This window comes from Spirobacillus cienkowskii (assembly GCF_037081835.1).
Classification (GTDB): domain Bacteria; phylum Bdellovibrionota_B; class Oligoflexia; order Silvanigrellales; family Silvanigrellaceae; genus Silvanigrella; species Silvanigrella cienkowskii.
The window spans coordinates 1944136-1961089 of sequence record NZ_CP146516.1; the positions used below are offsets into that span (position 1 = coordinate 1944136).

The window sequence follows — 16954 nt, forward strand, 5'->3', positions numbered from 1 at the left end:
CCTTACGCTTTTGGGGGAGTTTTGTGATCAACATCGACAACCTGGGTTTTATTTAACGGAGCAGACGACGCATCGAGCTGCTTATCATCATTTGAAGAACCACCATGTAAACCTTTTTTAAAGTTTGAAATTCCTTCTCCTAATGATTTTCCTACGGAGGCTAAACGGCTACCACCAAAAAGAATAATGACAATACCAAAAATAAGAGCAAGCTCACCAAAACTAAAGGTGTGCATACCACCTCCACACAAAAAACAAAAAAAAATTACGCAGATTCTTCTCTTAAACTAAATCGAATCCACGAAATAACCTTAGCACAATACAAAGTCAAATATCAATTCGGTCTTATCAACGCTGCATTTTTCGCTTCTTCTGGCATTGCCATCATCACAGCTTCAGCCAAATCAATAACTTCTAAATTTTTTGTCCGCTCCAAATTTTGAAATGCACTTTTAAAATTGATCATACAAAATGAGCAGCCTGTCACCAAGGTTTGCGCGCCGCTATCGGCAACGTGTTGCAATCTTCGTTCCACAATTTTACCGCCACCTTCGCTTTCGTACCACATATTGCCACCACCCATACCACAACAACTTGATGTCTCTCTACTTGATTCCATTTCTGTTAATCGCAATCCTGCAACGGCTTCTAATATTTGACGAGGTGCTTGATATTCACCATTATGTCTGCCCAAAAAACATGGATCATGAAATGTGACTGTTTTATGAATTTCAACCGGCAGTTTTAATTTTTTAGCTTTTAGTAATTCGGTTAATAATTGCGAATGATGAAAGACTTGATAATTGCCGCCATAATCTTGATAATCATTTTTTAATGTATTGTAACAGTGCGGACAGTGCGTCACAATTTTCTTAAATTTTAATTTATTCAATTGTTCAACATTACTATTTGCAATTTCTGCATAAGAGTACTCATCACCCAATCGTTTTACTGGCTCACCATTGCACTTTTCGGCTTTACCCATGACAGCAAAATCCACGCCACAATATTTTAAAATATTCACAACCGCACGTGCGACCTTTTGATTACCAAGATCATACGATCCCGCACAACCTACATAATAAAGGTATTCAACCTCAGGAGAATCTCCTGTGATAATTGGCAGATCAAGACCTTCAGCCCATTTAAAACGATCTGCGTGTGGCAATCCCCATGGGTTGCTGTATTGCTTAATGTTTTCGATTGCTTTACCAGCTGCCGGAGGCACTTCACCTAATGTTAAGGTTTGATAACGTCGCAATTGCATTATTGTGCGCAACTGATCAATTCCTACAGGACATTCGTTGACACAGCCTCCACAGTTGGTACACGCCCAAATTTCGTTGTGAGTGATTGTGCCATTTTCATATAAAAAGTATTTTTGTTGTTCTGCTTCTTTTGCAAAAAGAGCGTCAACAGTCATGCTATTTTTGAGTTTTAAAATTATTTCACGTGGATCGAGCGGCTTTGCGACAGCATTTGCCGGACAAATATCTGTGCAACGCCGACATTCTGTGCAGCTATCAAAACTTAATAAATCTTTCCAAGAAAAATCGCGTAAATCTCGTACGCCAAAATACTCAGATTCAGCGTTCTCAAAATCCATTTTGGCAAGCAACACACTTGGGGTTAAACGTTGCGTGTACAAATTTAACGTTGCTGTCACGATATGCATTGCGCGCGTATAAGGAACTGTTGCAATAAATGCCATGGTTGTGACCATATGAAAATACCACAAAGCTGTATAAACGTTATTTGCATTTTGAGGTTCCATGTCTTTTGGAAATAAGTAGCTTGCTAAATAACCAATAAATGCCCATTGTGCATCAAGCGCGTCTGTTTGAAATGCCAAACGAAAACCTTGTAAAACAAAACCCTGAATCACTAATAAAAATAACAAACTATATAAAATTGTATAACTCAAGCTATGAGAAAAATTTAAACTTTTTCTACTGCGACGAACAATTCCAAGCAATAATCCTATAGCAAGCGCTAACCCACCAATCTGGCACGTTACTTTAACAAAAGCGTAAAACCAGCCATGATACAAATCAACAATTGAATAATCTTTTAACGCAACAATTGTTGTACCAAAAACTAACGCAAAAAAACCATAAAAAATCAGACCATGCATCCATGCCGCATAAATAGAACGATGCTTTGGATCGCGTTGTCTACGAGATCTTAAAACTTTTGCTTGCGCCAAAACATTTCTAAAAAATAATTTTGTTCTTTCTAGTGGATTGTCAAAACATATTTCTGGTTTGCCCGCTTGCCACAACTTAACATGACGCCAAAAACCATAAATAAAAACGAGCATTGCTAAAGCAAGCCAACCATATGTAGAAAGATGCAAAATATCATTTAAACCACCAGATGGTGACCAATATATTTGTCGTGTCAGTAATTGAGCTTCCATGCCAAAAAACCTTTTCTGCTAGGCTAAGCCAATTTTTTGATTTTTATTGACCGCGCATTAAATGCTTTTGCACATATTTTGCTACGGCAAAATCTAAAGTTGAAAATTCGTGCTTAACACCCAAGCTTCTTAATGTTGTTAAATCTGCACAGGTATAATTTTGGTACTGATTCATAATATTAACAGGCATTGGAATATATTCAATGGATTCAGGCAACGCGAGCGCAGAAAATATTTTTTTCGCTAAGTCATTCCAAGTTTCTGCAACGCCTCTTCCAACGTTTAAAAACAAACCATTGTCCGGAATGTCTGGTTTGTTTTTAGATTGCTTTCTTTGTAAGCACATTTGCACCAATTTCATTGTAACAGCAACAAGATCATCCACATAAACAAAATCACGCAACTGTTCGCCATCTTGGTACAACGATGAATTGCTTTCAAACAAACGAATTTTACCGGTTCTCGTTGCCTGATTATAGCCGTGGTAGACCATACTTGCCTGGCCACCTTTATGAGATTCAAACTGGCCAAAAACATTAAAGTAACGAAGACCAAACCATGTTGGAGGTGTTTTTTCTTGCTTTAGCGCCCATAAGTCAAAATCTAGTTTTGACTTTCCATATAAATTTAGTGGTATATACTTATGACAATCTTCTTTTTTATCAGAAAAGCCTAATTTGCCATCTCCGTACGTTGCGGCACTCGAAGCATAAATAAATGGAATATTTTGCTCTGCACAATATTCCCATAGCGCTTGAGAATAACCTACATTTAATTTGCTAAAGACATCAGGATTGGTTTCTGTTGTCGAAGAGCATGCACCATTATGAATCACGATATCAGGTTTTGTAGGCAGCGATCTTAATACAGAAATCAATTCTTCATAATCAACATAGCGGTAACGAGCAGAACCCAAAAACCGGCGTGCTGTATCGCGATTTAGAGTGCCAGACAAATCGCTGGCAATGACAGAACATCCTTTGTCTTGATGTTTTTTCTCATCAAAATCAGAAAAATGAACATTTTTATACGCTTCAAACCCAATTTCGCTGGGATCCGCAGTTAAAATTTTTTCTGCAATATTGGTACCGATAAATCCATGAGCACCAGTCACAACAAAAAGAGGCATATTGACTCCATATCTTTGTTCTTCACATACCGCTTAAACATTGTAAAAATGTTGAAGCAACCTGAATAGTTTGCCATATAAGCTTTAACACAATTTTTAGTCCATTGGCGTCTAAAAGTTTTGAAAAAAATTATTACAAATTATCAACAAGGAACAAAACATGAATGTTGCCGTAATTGGTGCAGGACTCGCTGGCAGTGAATGTGCATGGATTCTTGCAGAGCAATATGGAATTTCTGTCTCATTATTTGAAATGAAAGCTAAAAAAACAACCCCTGCACAAATTAGTCCCAACCTTTATGCAGAACTCGTGTGCTCCAATAGCTTAAAATCAAAAAGCCGCCTCAATCCTGCAGGTATTTTAAAAGACGAACTCACTAAACTTGGGAGCCTAATTCTTCCATACGCAAAAAAATACGAAGTTCCTGCTGGAGAAACTCTTGCCGTCGACAGAGAACGTTTTTCTGAAGGCATTACGCAAAGCATCAAAACGCACTCAAAAATCAAAACATTTGACGTCATTATCCAATCGATTGAGGATCTTCTATCGTACGGCGATTTTTCTGCAGTTGTGATTGCCACAGGCCCTCTCACCGATGATGCTCTCGCAAACAACTTGCGCCACATGACAGGCAGTGATCAGCTTTATTTTTACGATGCCATTGCGCCAATTTTAGATGGCGATACCATCGATCACTCCGTTGCTTTTTATGCAAACCGTCAATCCAAAACTCACGCTTACGAAAAAAAGAAACAAGCAACACAGGCTCTCCTTGATGGCTTACCAGAACTTGAGTGCAACGATGAAGAAGAAGGTGATTATTTAAACTTACCATTAAACAAAGATGAGTATTTTTCTTTTGTTGAAAAAGTGAAGCAAGGCGCTAAAGTTCCACACAAAAACTTTGAAGAACCACGCTACTTCAATGGCTGCCAACCCATTGAGGTTTTAGCCGAAAGTGAACCAAGAACATTATCCTTTGGTCCCATGAAACCAAAAGGGTTAATCTGTCCACGCACAGGACGGATGCCATACGCAGTAGTACAATTACGCAAAGAAAAACTCAGTGACACCGCTTGGAATATGGTTGGATTTCAAACCCGTCTTACTTGGGGAGCACAAAAAGAAATTTTACGTACCTTACCAGGACTCAACCAAGTTGAGTTTTTTAGAATGGGAAGTATGCATCGCAATACTTATTTTGTTTCGCCAAATATTTTAAACAAAGATTTTAGTTTAAAATGCAATCCAAAACTTTACTTGGCAGGACAAATTATGGGGGTTGAAGGATATTTAGAAAGCGCCGCCATGGGGGTATTGATTGCTCATGTGATTGGTAATAAACTTACAAAAAATAAATTATTAACACCGCCTCCAACAAACACATCTCTTGGCTGTTTAGCACGCTTTTGTACGGAAGCAGAAGCAAAGCGTTTTACTCCAATGAATATTCATTGGGGATTATTTCAAGAACTTTGTGAAAGTGACATTAAAAAATTTAGCAGCACACCCGATGCACTGCTAAAACTTAAAAAACTCGATAAATCTGTAAAACGCGAACTGATGGCTTGTCGTGCCGAAGAATTGTTTGACAAGTGGGTAGGTGAGAATTTTTAAATTGATGGTTTTTTTATTGTTCCATAAATAAACTCTCCAGAAGGTGTTTGAGCATCAATATTTGTTTCAACACCTGTGCTGCCAATCGGCAAAGACCTTGCTAATTCTAATGAAACAAAAGAATCACTTTTAACGGACTCATTAATTTTAGCATTAAATCCGTTTGGGTTATTAGGGTCTAAAAACTTTTCTAAGAGAGGAGCATAAGTATGAAAACCTAACATTAAATTATAATAAGCCACTACAGAATCATAATTATCCGCAGGAAAGCTAATACGAGTCGAATAAGATTTTACATCATTGACCGCTGTTGATTTATCCCAACGCTGATAAATAGAAGATGAAATGTTTAATTCAAAAATTCCTGGTATACCTGATGTAAATTCTGCTCCGATCTGATATCCTAAGCTATCAATCTCAGTTTTGGTTAAACCATGCGCAATTGAGTAGGTATTATCAATCGAAGTGCCTGCACCCATTAAACTTTGCCATGCAAGCTTCCAAAATGTCCCAGCACTTTGTGTTTCTGTGCCATCAAAAAGCGGTTCGTTGATATCGTTAATATAAGCATTTTTATTCTCAGGATTTAATAATAAATAAGCAATCGGTTCATTAAATTTAACATCAAAGGGGTAATGTGACCAATTAAAACCCGTCATACTTATTTCAATAAAATCTCCTTTACCATCAGTAACGTACACCTTATCAAAAAGAGAAGAACTTCTTGAAGTCGTAAAATACCCTGACTGTTGAGATTTTGAATTGGAAATGAATATACTGCCAGCCCAATTGGAAAATGCAATATCTCCTTTGCAACCTGTAACATCAGTACAAACGAGCTCAGTTGCTAAATCTTGGCCTAAACTTGAGTAGGGTTTTGCCTGTGCCCATGTTCTTTTATTGCCTTCCTCAGCCCCCCAAGTTAATGGCAATGCATTGTTATGACTTTGAATATATTCATCAATATGCGCAAAACTGGGCATTTCATACCCGGGAAGATAAATCGAAGTTAATGGATTTTTTGAATTCGACCGCAAAAGGTGAGATTGTTCATTTGACGCTATCAGTTTATTTCCTGCATAAATATTATAAACAAGAGCTGGCGAATTTTGTAGTAAATTAATTTGTTTAATATTTTTATCTACTTTTGTTTCCTTTAGCGCTAATGCACTATTAAAACTGTAAAAAGAGGTTAATATTAAAAACGAGGTTATTCTTAATAATTTTAAAAACATATGAATCACTCCTGAGATAAAACAAAGAAAAACCATTACAAAGACTACCAATAAATAATTCAATTATTGAAAAATTTCAGTTACAATTGAAATACAACATATTTAGACATACTTAATAAAAATAATTAAAAAAAATAAACGTTTATTTTTAGTAACTTAAAAACTATCTAGAACAAAAAATCACTAAAATGTCAAAAAAAAAGACGGTTTTGGTAAGCAAAACAATAAGGCTTTAAAATCAGATATAAATATAGAATAAATTCAAAAAAACAATAATTTTTCGATATTAAATATCCTATTATTTTTTAAAATTTCATGTTGATATTTAGTTTTTTATTAATTTTTATAAAAAATATAAATATTTAGAAATTATAAACCATAGAAAATTCCATGTTGCTATTCTTGGCGTAAAAAATATTTTGAACTCCTAATGTCCATCTTGGATTTATTCTTATTGCAAATTTAAGTTCAAGCAAATAATTAAAAGGCATTTTTGAGTTGAGATATTTTATCATCGAGGCTTCTGTTGAAATATAGTCATTAATCCAATAATTTATTTTACCAGTAATACCCAAATCCAATTCAATCGTTTTGCTTGAATTATTAAAATATCTAACGCCAAAGTAAGGAATAATACCTAAAGTAAGGTCACTATAATTCCATGACGTTCCATATCCATATCGCGCAACACATTCTCCAATATTTTTATTAAATTCATAATTATGATTATAAAAAGATAGATCAAAAAGTCGGTTAAAGGGCAATCTGTAATCATGTTCAGAAACCAAACTATCAAGTTTAAAAATTGTGAACTGAGAAATATTTATTCCCAAATCATTTGTAACAATTTTGGTTTTTAATATCTCAAGATAAGAACTCGATAAACCATCATTTAAAGAAGTATAAAAATCTCTTTGGGCTAATTTACCTTCTAAAACAAGACCTCTTGTCTTTGTCAGTATTCCAAAACGCAAGCTAGTATCTCCAAACAATTTAAGCGGATCATAAGAATTATTTTTTAAAGGCTCACTGAGTGAGACTAAATTTTTCTCATTAAGTTCTGCTAATATCTTTTTTTGAGTATTAAAATAATGATTTCTAATTTGAGGATTAGACTCTCTTGGTGTTTTGTAAGCGATTGCTAAACTTGCAATCTTTTTAAGAGTTGGTGTTGTATTTTGACTATTGTATGTATTATTAGCATTGATAATCTTAGCAACGTTTTTTTTATCCTGACTATTTAATTCATTAAATTTCTTGATTAAAAAAAATTGGGTAGAATGTATATTGGTTGGTGGGGTTGCAATATAACCCAATTGTTGTAATTCACGAATTGTATATTTTGGTAAAGTGTATAATAAAAATTGAGAGTTTTGTTTTTTTTCGTATAAAAGAAGTTTTAGAATATAATGTGAACAATTTTGATTCAAAAATGTATATGGTAAATTTTTCTTTTTTAAATTATTTGATATATTATAGATTAATTTTTCTTTTTCATTTTCTGATAAGCTTAATCTATAAATCCATAAATTCCTATCTTCTAAATCATATTCTCTTTTTTTAAGGATAAATCTCGTAAGTCGATACTCGCCCTCAATATAACTGACCAATGCTTTTAAATGCGCCCAACTCACTCCATCGGTTTTTCCTAAAAACTCTATAACAATAGAATCTGGTTCAGGTATAGTTTCTGCATGAATCACTAAAAACGTATGCCCAAACATTGAAACAGGAGACTTTAAATTTTGACTCGCAAATACAATAGAAATATGTTTTTTTAAAAAAATATCTTCTATTTTTACTGGTTCAAGCCAATCAAATTTGGCATTAGCTGTAAAACTAATAAGCAAAAGCAGAATAAATACTATTTTTTGTATCACTGCTCATTTTCCATCATTAAGCTTGCTAGACAACAAAAATCTTCTGGATTTGTGTACTGATGCGATAAAATTAATAAATTATCTACAATTTTTTTGTATGATTTATTTTTTTTGTATTTTAAGAGATAGCGAATAAGCTCACTATCTCCATCAATTAACTCATTCATGATCAAGTGATAATTTAAAAGAAAAAACGAATAATAACCAGAAACACAATCTAAACTCAGTTTCCCTGAATTTTATCTAAATCAATATTCAAGGTTGCTGGAGTGTATTTATACATCGCACCCGATGCCATATCGGTAGTCGATCCAAAAACACCGCCAAGCAGAATATTTCCCCAAAAGATAGGTTCTAATTCTGTATCTAACGTGATTGTTTTGGGTTCATAACCTTCTTTTTGCAGAGTAATGGTTGTCGAGGAGCTTTTTGCAATTGGGCCATTATATGGTGTTTTTCCAATTGTAGAACCATTAATAATAATTTCTGCTTCTTTTACATTTGAAATAATTGAAACGTTTTGTTTTGATCCCTTAACAATTGAAGCACATCCAGAAAAAAGAATATTGGCAATAACTAAAGAAGACAGCATAATTTTTTTATTCATAAATACCTCCATTTACGCTTTTGCCGCACCTTAAATATTAAAATTGTTCAAGTCAATAAAAATATAAAATTTTTTTGTAATAAATGATAAATGGAGTAATATTCCAAAAAAAATTAGAATAAATTGAGTAATATTCGAAAAATATATCGTAACGTTTTACACAAATTCCCATTTACTTAAATTTTCATTATAATTACAAAAGCCGCCGGAATTTTCTTTTACTAATTGAGAATTTTCTTTAGATAATAACTCACCTATATTTTTAGCAGATTGTTCTGCAGTTATTTTTCCATTAATGTTCATATCTGTTTTTACACTACCTGGATGCAAACTTATAATTGCTATGTCTTTATTTTCTGCACGACATTGCAAAGCTGCAAGTTGCGCATAATGCATGACAGAACGTTTAGAAAGGCGATAAGCAGCATAAGAATAATCGGTATAAGAAGAGTGCCCCATAATACTCGAAACCATAGCAATAACTGAGTGCGGCGCCATAAAAGGCAATATTGCATTATTAAATTCTACTAAACCAATTAAATTTGTATTAAACACATGCTGAATTTCATTTGCGCCAAGTGACAAGGCGTAGCTTTCGCTCAGCTCATGCACTGTGGATAAAACTCCTGCATTATGCACATAAAGATTTATCTTTAAATTTAATTTCTCAAACAGTTGTTTTATAAACTGAATCGAATTTATTTTAGTAACATCGAGAGTAAGTGAACCAAAAATTTCTTTTTCTTCAAACGTACCTTTGCCACGCGCAGTGGCAATTACGGCATACCCTTGCTTAATCAATTGTTTTGATAAAGAAAGTCCAATCCCTCGAGAACTTCCCACAACCAAAGCAACCCCTCGAGGCGCTTGGCTTGCAACATCTGCAAGCCATTTTGTTAATTTTTCATGCAGGGCATCTTCAGGATCCCAAATACTCACTTCTTGATCATTCACAAATAATTTTGGTTCAACATGGCATCCAGAGCGCTTGATCATAGTTGAAACACCACAGTATTCTGTAAAGCTTAACTTAACAGCAAGTGCTACACGCTCAACACTGAGATCTTTTCCTTTTACATAATAATTTAAATTACAATGAGTAAACACAATCGGATGATGTTCAGACATACGCGCATCGCATTCGACTTCAAAAAATTCAAGTGGCTGGCGCATTTTTTGTAAAATACTGACGACATCTATTCCAGTACATGTTGTCATACTTTGTAATAATAATTCTTTTGGATTTGGCCCACCTTTAACAACTTTGTCGTCATTTTTACCTGCTATGAGGGTATCTTGCCCTTCGTCACAATGACCGGTAAATTCCCAATTTCTAGGATAAGGCAACGCTGACCAAGTTGATTTAATTTTCATTTTACTATTCTCCTTGCTATTTTTATCTAGCAATCTCTAAAACTAAATTTAACTACTTTTATTACACTGATTATTTTCTTTTTTTAAATTATAAAAAGAAATAAATAAAATAATACATGCAAAAATAAAAGTAATAACATTGGCTGCTATGATAATTTTATCTTCCACTAACACACCATAGACAAGCCAAAAAAAGATCCCAATAGTAAATAACGTGTACATTAAAGTTGATATCCCTTTGGTACATCGGGTCTTTATTGTTTTAATTGCTTGCGGCAAAAAAGAAAACGTTGTTAAAAAAGCTGCCAGATAACCAATCACGCTCGGTAAATACTCATCCATTGAAACCTCCGTTTGAAAAATTACTTTTCTTGTGCTTTACTCAAGAAAAGTAAGAAATTAAATATCTTTCTCATTGCTGAGTTTTTCTTTTCTAAGTATTTTAATAATACTCTCAAAAAGGATTTTGGTAAATAAAAAAGGGGTGTGTTACTGTACTAATTTAAAAATAAAAATTTTTATTTTACATTTTAAAAAACAAGGGGATTAATTACTTAACAAAATTAGTGAGAAGTTTATCTAAAAAAGTATATCTTTTAATCGTATTTTGACTGCCTATTGCTTTTTTTACTGCCCATTCTTCGCCAAAAATAATAACATACTTACTTGCTCTTGTGATTGCAGTATAAAGTAAGTTTCGATCTAGCATAGTAAAATAAACACCAAACATTGGTATAATACACAAAGGAAACTCAGACCCTTGTGATTTGTGAACTGTCATGGCATAACAAAGTTGCAGATCATCAATTTGTTCGTCCTTATACACAACTTCTTTATCAGAAAATTCAACAATAACTTCTGTTTTTTCTTTAGTTTTACTAATACTTTTACAATACCCCAAATCACCATTAAAAACATCAAGTTCATAATTATTTTTTGTTTGAATCACTTTATCTCCTTCTCTTAAGATACCATTAAAAGGTAACGTACATTCCATTTTGTCAGGAGTAGAAGGATTTAAATGATTTTGGATAATTTTATTAATATTTTCTTGTCCGACAATGCTTTTTCTCATAGGCACAAGAATTTGGATATTTTTTAACGGATCAAGATTGTAAATATGTGGCACAGTATCACTGATAAACCTAAGCAGTAACTCAAAAAAAGTGTCTTGTGTGCATGGAATAAATGCAAAAGGTTCTGCCTTTGGAAAAACAGAACTTCTGCTGACAAAACTATATTCTGGCTTATTTCCTATCATAATTTCGCGCGCTGCGATTGGAATTGGGCTTTCTGAGCTTTGCCTAAAAATCTTAGTCAGCCGTGCAATCGGCACAACACCAGACTGAATGAAATCACGCAAACAATTTCCTGCTCCAATACTTGGTAACTGATCCACATCTCCCACTAAAATCAATCGACGATTTGGACCTAATACAGAAAGCAAAGAATGTAACAAATCTAAGCTGAGCATTGAACTCTCATCAACAATAACAACATTAACATTCTCTAACGCACTTGTACTGCCTTCGAGTTCTTCAATCACTTGCGCTGCCTCATCAGCACGGCTTTTTCTTCCTAAACCAAGCAATTTATGCAAGGTATAGGCTTGCTCGCCTATCGATGAGGTCATACGCTTGGCAGCCAATCCTGTGGGCGCACACAGCGCAACCTTACGATTTAATGCTTTTTGAATTTCATAGATTGCTCTAAGAACAAAAGTTTTTCCGCACCCAGGCCCTCCAGTTAGGATCATCACGCGAGAATTTAAACTCATCTCAACAGCATGACGTTGCTCCTCAGATAGCTTTTGCCAAGGGAGTGTAGGAAATAAGTCTGCATAACTTTTATGTCCCAAAGCAATCTGTTCTAAATACTGCTTTTCTATAAATTCAACTGCACTGCCCTTTTGTAAAAGCCCACAGATGTAACCAGCAACCTCATCTTCTAAACGCAACACTTCTGGTAAATAAAACAAAATATCAAAAGACGATTTTTGAGAAGAGGATTGTAACGTAAAAAGAGATGTGTCGCGAATTACAAAACTTTCTGTTTTATGATCTCTATTTTTTTTAAAAATAGTGCGCAATTGATCGAGTACAAATTCTTGAGAAAATGTGGGATCCCATTTTGCCCCCAAAAGATCGCGCGCCTTCTCAATGAGGGCGTCTCGTGGTAAGCAGCAGTGCCCATCGTCTTGCGCAACTTCGAGTGCATACACAAACGCGGCTTCCATACGAAACGGCGAGGTATTTGGCAAACCTAATTTTTGAGCAATCGCATCGGCGCGAAAAAAACCAACGCGCCTAAAATCTGCAATCAAGCGATACGGGTTTTCAAGTAAATTGGTTAGAGAGGCGGAACCATACTTTTCATATATTCTCTTAGCAAAATTTGGCGGAATATTATGTTCATGCAAAAATATCATAATATTTCTATAAATTTCGTCATTGACCATGACCGCAATAATATTTTCAGCAATTTTACGTCTTTTTTCTCCAAAAAATTCAAAAATTTTCTCATTGTTATCACGACACAGAGTCACTAAAGAATCAGAGATCAGTGAGTTGAAGCTGAGTCACAAGTTTTTCGGCAGTGACTTGTCCAATTCCTTTAACATTATTAGAAAGGTAAGGAGCTATACCTGCCACTTCTGTTGGACGCGAAGCCTCGGCATAGACCGTGACAAAAGTTTCACCATACTTAGGGGTCGTCTCCCAATGCCCAATTAATCGATAACGTTGCTTTGCATCGGCCTTAGGAGACAACATAATTTTTCCCGATGCTCTAAAACGCTTGGCTGATTGGGTATCAATAAACTCAGCAACAAGGAAATCTCCTCTATCTGATTTGTAGCGAATCGTTGAGAGAACGCCAACTATCTCCTGAGACACAAACAACCCCTTAAATTTGTTAAATAAATAAAAAACCCCTGAAACTTTAAAAAAAAATCAGATTCTGAGCTTGCACTTAAATTTTTTATGTGGCAAGTATCGTTTCACTAAGTCGGGGGTTAGCGCAGTGGTAGCGCATCTGTCTTGGGAGCAGAGGGTCGCGAGTTCGAATCCCGCATCCCCGACCATTTCTTTCCTTTTAAATTTATCTCGGGTCTACCAGCAAGTTTTAATTAAATTTTTTATTACACTCTCATAAAACTCTTTGATTTTAAAAGCCGCGCTTTTTATTTTGCAACAATGTGATTTTAAATTGCTCTTAATGCAACGCAAGAAAACTTAAAGTTAACCTTATTTTAAAATTAGACTTGAAAAAAGTAGGAAATAAAGTTAGGGGATTTACCTTGAACAAACTCCTTGCTCCTCATATTTGGGGCTCAAGTTTTAGTTGCACGATCCATAAGGAGAAAATCTATGCGTGAATACGAAGCAATGATCATTGCTAAGGCTGATTTGCCTGAACCTGAACTTTCTAAAATGGTTTCTAAATGGGAAGCCATTATTGGTACAGATGGCGGCCAAATTGTAAAAAAAGACACTTGGGGCGTTCGCCGTCTTGCATATCCAATTAGAAAACAAACTCGTGGTAACTATTTTGTTTATGATGTTGCAACAGCACAAACAAATATTCACGAACTTGAACGCATTTTAAAGCTCGAAGAAAACGTACTTCGTTCTATGGTTATTAAACTTGCAGATAACGTTAACGTCGATGCACGCCGTGTTGAGCTGCAAAAACAAGCTGAAGCAGCTGCGCAAAGAGCAGCAGAAGCAGCTCGTGAAAAAGCAGAATCCGAGTCTCTTGGCGCACGCAGAGGACGTGACGACGAGTAAAAATTAATCTCTTGTCCCTCGCTTCGCACAAAAAAGGGACAAGCGTAGTTTTTTCTTCCCAGACTACAAATGCGACGCTGAGGCTACCATGGCTCATAAATTAAACAACTCTCAGGATTCGACTCCAACCAAAGAAAATGAAGCTTCTGCTAAAAAAATTACGCCAGCCTTGTTTCTTTCGGCTTTATTTGTTGCAGTTAGTTTTATTGTCATGTTGATTCCGCTAGCTATTTTTAGTGTTTCGCAAATTGCAGCAGTGCTTGGCAAGAGGTTTGCGCTTCTTTCAATGTCAATTGTTTCTGCCGCATTTATTATGCTGGGCATTATCTTTAATAGCTCATTACTTGGCACAACTGGGCTTATGGTTACAGTTTCCATTCCTTTTTTTATGGCTGCAATTGCAATCCGTGAAAAGAAATGGCATTGGTCTTTTTCTGCTTTTATTCTTTGTATTCCTGCAGCAATTTTAATTGGCACGTCTCTTGTATCAATGCCAAATCGCGCAGTCTTTGAGGAAAAATTTGCAGAATTACAAAGCACAGTTGCTGCTGTATCTCCTCCCTATAAAGCTCTTGATGAAGCTCAACAAGAGGCGGTACAAACAGGTGGGGCTGCATTCACATCTCCTGGTGCCAATATTGGTTTTAAAGAGTTCTTAGAACAGTTGAGCACATCTCCAGAACTAGAAAAAGTTAAAGAATTTCTTGACTTGTCTGTCTGGCAAAGAGCAGGGTTTCTTGTATTTGGAATGGGTGCATCATCTTTTCTCTTTTTATTATTAATTTCATTTGCTAATATTGTTTTTGTTGACTTTGGTTTTGAACAAATAGAACGCCTGAGAGCAATTATTAAATATATCCGCCGCAGGTCATCTGATTTTTCAGAATCATTGAAAGCGTCTTTAACGGCAATGCCTATGGTTCAAGCAGAGAGATTAGAAACTCCCTTTACAATCACTCAACATGGTAAAAGTGTTGAAACCCCTTCTGCAGATGGCATGCTTGCTAGTTTTTTATCATCGGTTTGGCGCCCGCTAAAACCTAAAAATGTGATTTACTGGCAAGGCTATAGCTTTCAGTTTGCAGGGAAGCCAGTTTGGGGATTAAGAGAGTTTAGTATTCCGCTTCCTATCGTCTTAATGTCTGTAGGGTTTATAGGTTACATTGGCTTTCGATATGGCAGTTTTGAAGCGCTTTCTCCTTTTTTAAAGGAAGGGCCTGTTGCTGTGCTTCTTGCGGTTGCGAGTGTTTTATCATTTATTGTGGTAAATATCGTAGCTCTTCAAGGCATGTTCACTATTTATAAAAGAATGCGCACATTGGTGATTTTCGCACTATTGATGCTTATTTTATTTTTAGGAGCAAAATCATCCTTTGGCCCATATACCGTGATAGCGCTATTTGGTGCAGTTGGATTGTTAGATTATGTGTATGACTGGCGAGGAAGAAAAACTTAAGTTTTATTCTCAACTGTCTATTAAATTAAACTTTATTGTATTACTGAAGAGGGTAAATATATGCTCGTGCTTTTACAAGCAAATGTACCAAACCTAGGCCAAATTGGCGACCTAGTAAAGGTAAAATCTGGATTTGCAAGAAACTTTCTTTTTCCTCGTGAATTAGCAGTCTTAGCAGACGAAAGAAATAAAAAGCTGTTGGATCACCAACGCAGACAAGCTGCTACAAAAAAACAAAAAGATCTTGGCATTGCAAACGAACTTGCTGCAAAAATCAGTTCTTTATCATTAACAATTCAAAAACCAGTTGGTGAAGAAGATAAAATTTTTGGTACAGTCACAACTCAAGAGCTTGCTGACGCATTCCGTGCAGCTGGCCACGAAATCGATCGCCGTATGATTACAATCTTAGATGAAATTAAGCTTGTAGGCGTTTACAAAGGTGCGGTAAAGCTTCATCCAGAAGTGACTGCTCAATTTAATATTTGGGTTGTTGCCCAAAATTAATATTTTTAATTTTGATTACTTGACCTTAAAAGCAGACCTTGTGTCTGCTTTTTTTTTGCCATATTTTTGCAAGGATTTAAGTTTCCTGTTCTATGTTCCGAATGCACTCATTATGAAACATTTAAAAGAAGCCAGAATATTATTAGAACAAGGTGATTCCGCAGGCGCTATGGAGATTATCGAAAATCTTTTATCGCTATCCCCTAAAAATACGGAAGCCTTAAAAATGAAATCGTTTATCCTAGATTCATGGGGGCGATTTGATGAATCCTTGAGTCTGTTGCATCAACTTGGCAAACTCTCTTCACCCTCTGAAGAAGAACCTTTTTTTGAGCTCGACAAACGTATAGAAGAAGATCGCGAGTCTTTAATTTATAGTCGTTTAACCCCAGAAGGCAGATGGTACTTTCAATTTTCTCCTCTGCAAATGTTTATCTCTTTAGTGGGTTTAATGGGATGTGTGTTATTTTTGCTCACAAGCCCGACTTACTTTGATGAAACAAATGCAACGAAATCAATATCTCCTGGTTTATTGCTGTCATTTTTTTCACTCGTTGTTTTACCTTGGTTTATATTAATAATGATAAACATTCGAGGAATAAAAAAAATATTAGTTGGCTTAACTGGAATTCATGTTTTTTATGGTTTAAAAAAAGTGATCTATACATGGGAAGAAATGGGTTCTGTTGTAATAGAATATGATACAAATTTAAATACTGATTATCTGCATTTAATTATATATTCAAAAAATACAAGAGAAGCTCTAGTCAATTTTGATATATCAAGAAACAGTAGCGTAATTAGAGCTCGCAGGCATTTTGTTCGATTAATTTTAAGTTATATTGATACTGTTAGCTATGTCCCCAGAGGAAAAGCAACAGAGTTTCTCAATCATAACGATAAAGCTCAAAATACCAATAATAGCTCTGCAGCTTAAAAAA

At 35.2% G+C, this 16954-nt stretch carries 16 protein-coding genes and 1 tRNA gene; 6 read left to right on the forward strand and 11 right to left on the reverse strand.

What is annotated here, in order from left to right; translation table 11 throughout:
• Positions 1–2: 2 nt before the first annotated feature.
• The 3 genes from Spiro2_RS08635 to rfaD all read right to left on the reverse strand — a co-directional run bounded on the left by Spiro2_RS08635 (position 3) and on the right by rfaD (position 3548).
• Positions 3–236, reverse strand: a complete 234-nt coding sequence (locus Spiro2_RS08635; protein ID WP_338635344.1) for a Sec-independent protein translocase subunit TatA/TatB — start codon at positions 234–236, stop codon at positions 3–5.
• 98 nt (positions 237–334) lie between these two features.
• On the reverse strand, positions 335–2419 hold the full coding sequence (locus tag Spiro2_RS08640) for a (Fe-S)-binding protein (RefSeq protein ID WP_338635345.1): 2085 nt from the start codon (positions 2417–2419) through the stop codon (positions 335–337).
• 43 nt (positions 2420–2462) lie between these two features.
• Positions 2463–3548 (reverse strand): ADP-glyceromanno-heptose 6-epimerase, encoded by a 1086-nt coding sequence (gene rfaD / locus Spiro2_RS08645; RefSeq protein WP_338635346.1) that lies wholly within the window; start codon positions 3546–3548, stop codon positions 2463–2465.
• A gap of 160 nt (positions 3549–3708) precedes the next feature.
• On the opposite strand from rfaD, the gene trmFO reads away from it, so the two are divergent.
• Entirely contained in the window at positions 3709–5166 is a 1458-nt protein-coding gene (gene trmFO / locus Spiro2_RS08650; RefSeq protein WP_338635347.1) for a methylenetetrahydrofolate--tRNA-(uracil(54)-C(5))-methyltransferase (FADH(2)-oxidizing) TrmFO, read from the forward strand.
• Here trmFO and Spiro2_RS08655 read toward each other — a convergent pair.
• The 8 genes from Spiro2_RS08655 to Spiro2_RS08690 form a co-directional block, all read right to left on the reverse strand.
• Positions 5163–6401: a hypothetical protein gene (locus Spiro2_RS08655; protein WP_338635348.1), complete on the reverse strand. Its 1239-nt coding sequence runs from the start codon at positions 6399–6401 to the stop codon at positions 5163–5165. The two genes, trmFO and Spiro2_RS08655, sit on opposite strands and share 4 nt — an antisense overlap.
• Positions 6402–6763: 362 nt before the next feature.
• On the reverse strand, positions 6764–8281 hold the full coding sequence (locus Spiro2_RS08660) for a DUF4105 domain-containing protein (protein ID WP_338635349.1): 1518 nt from the start codon (positions 8279–8281) through the stop codon (positions 6764–6766).
• Entirely contained in the window at positions 8278–8448 is a 171-nt protein-coding gene (locus Spiro2_RS08665) for a hypothetical protein (protein ID WP_338635350.1), read from the reverse strand. The genes Spiro2_RS08660 and Spiro2_RS08665 overlap by 4 nt, the downstream gene beginning before the upstream one ends.
• Before the next feature lie 56 nt (positions 8449–8504).
• The gene (locus Spiro2_RS08670) at positions 8505–8888 is read right to left on the reverse strand and encodes a PEGA domain-containing protein (RefSeq protein WP_338635351.1); all 384 of its coding nucleotides are present in this window, start codon (positions 8886–8888) and stop codon (positions 8505–8507) included.
• Between the two features lie 156 nt (positions 8889–9044).
• Complete coding sequence (locus Spiro2_RS08675; protein ID WP_338635353.1) at positions 9045–10262, reverse strand: SDR family NAD(P)-dependent oxidoreductase; 1218 nt, start codon at positions 10260–10262, stop codon at positions 9045–9047.
• A gap of 48 nt (positions 10263–10310) precedes the next feature.
• Positions 10311–10604, reverse strand: coding sequence for a SemiSWEET family sugar transporter (locus Spiro2_RS08680; protein WP_338635354.1), 294 nt, complete (start codon positions 10602–10604; stop codon positions 10311–10313).
• A gap of 208 nt (positions 10605–10812) precedes the next feature.
• Positions 10813–12807, reverse strand: coding sequence for an AAA family ATPase (locus Spiro2_RS08685; protein WP_338635355.1), 1995 nt, complete (start codon positions 12805–12807; stop codon positions 10813–10815).
• A gap of 7 nt (positions 12808–12814) precedes the next feature.
• Entirely contained in the window at positions 12815–13156 is a 342-nt protein-coding gene (locus tag Spiro2_RS08690) for a YrrC family ATP-dependent DNA helicase (RefSeq protein WP_338635357.1), read from the reverse strand.
• 113 nt (positions 13157–13269) lie between these two features.
• Between Spiro2_RS08690 and Spiro2_RS08695 the strand changes: the two genes are divergently transcribed.
• The 5 genes from Spiro2_RS08695 to Spiro2_RS08715 all read left to right on the forward strand — a co-directional run bounded on the left by Spiro2_RS08695 (position 13270) and on the right by Spiro2_RS08715 (position 16950).
• Positions 13270–13344 (forward strand) — tRNA-Pro (locus Spiro2_RS08695).
• Between the two features lie 286 nt (positions 13345–13630).
• Entirely contained in the window at positions 13631–14050 is a 420-nt protein-coding gene (gene rpsF, locus Spiro2_RS08700) for a 30S ribosomal protein S6 (protein WP_338635359.1), read from the forward strand.
• 88 nt (positions 14051–14138) lie between these two features.
• The gene (locus tag Spiro2_RS08705) at positions 14139–15506 is read left to right on the forward strand and encodes a hypothetical protein (protein WP_338635361.1); all 1368 of its coding nucleotides are present in this window, start codon (positions 14139–14141) and stop codon (positions 15504–15506) included.
• Between the two features lie 60 nt (positions 15507–15566).
• A complete protein-coding gene (gene rplI, locus Spiro2_RS08710) occupies positions 15567–16013 on the forward strand; it encodes a 50S ribosomal protein L9 (protein WP_338635362.1) in 447 nt (148 codons plus the stop codon).
• 112 nt (positions 16014–16125) lie between these two features.
• The gene (locus Spiro2_RS08715; RefSeq protein ID WP_338635363.1) at positions 16126–16950 is read left to right on the forward strand and encodes a hypothetical protein; all 825 of its coding nucleotides are present in this window, start codon (positions 16126–16128) and stop codon (positions 16948–16950) included.
• The last annotated feature ends 4 nt before the right edge of the window (positions 16951–16954 follow it).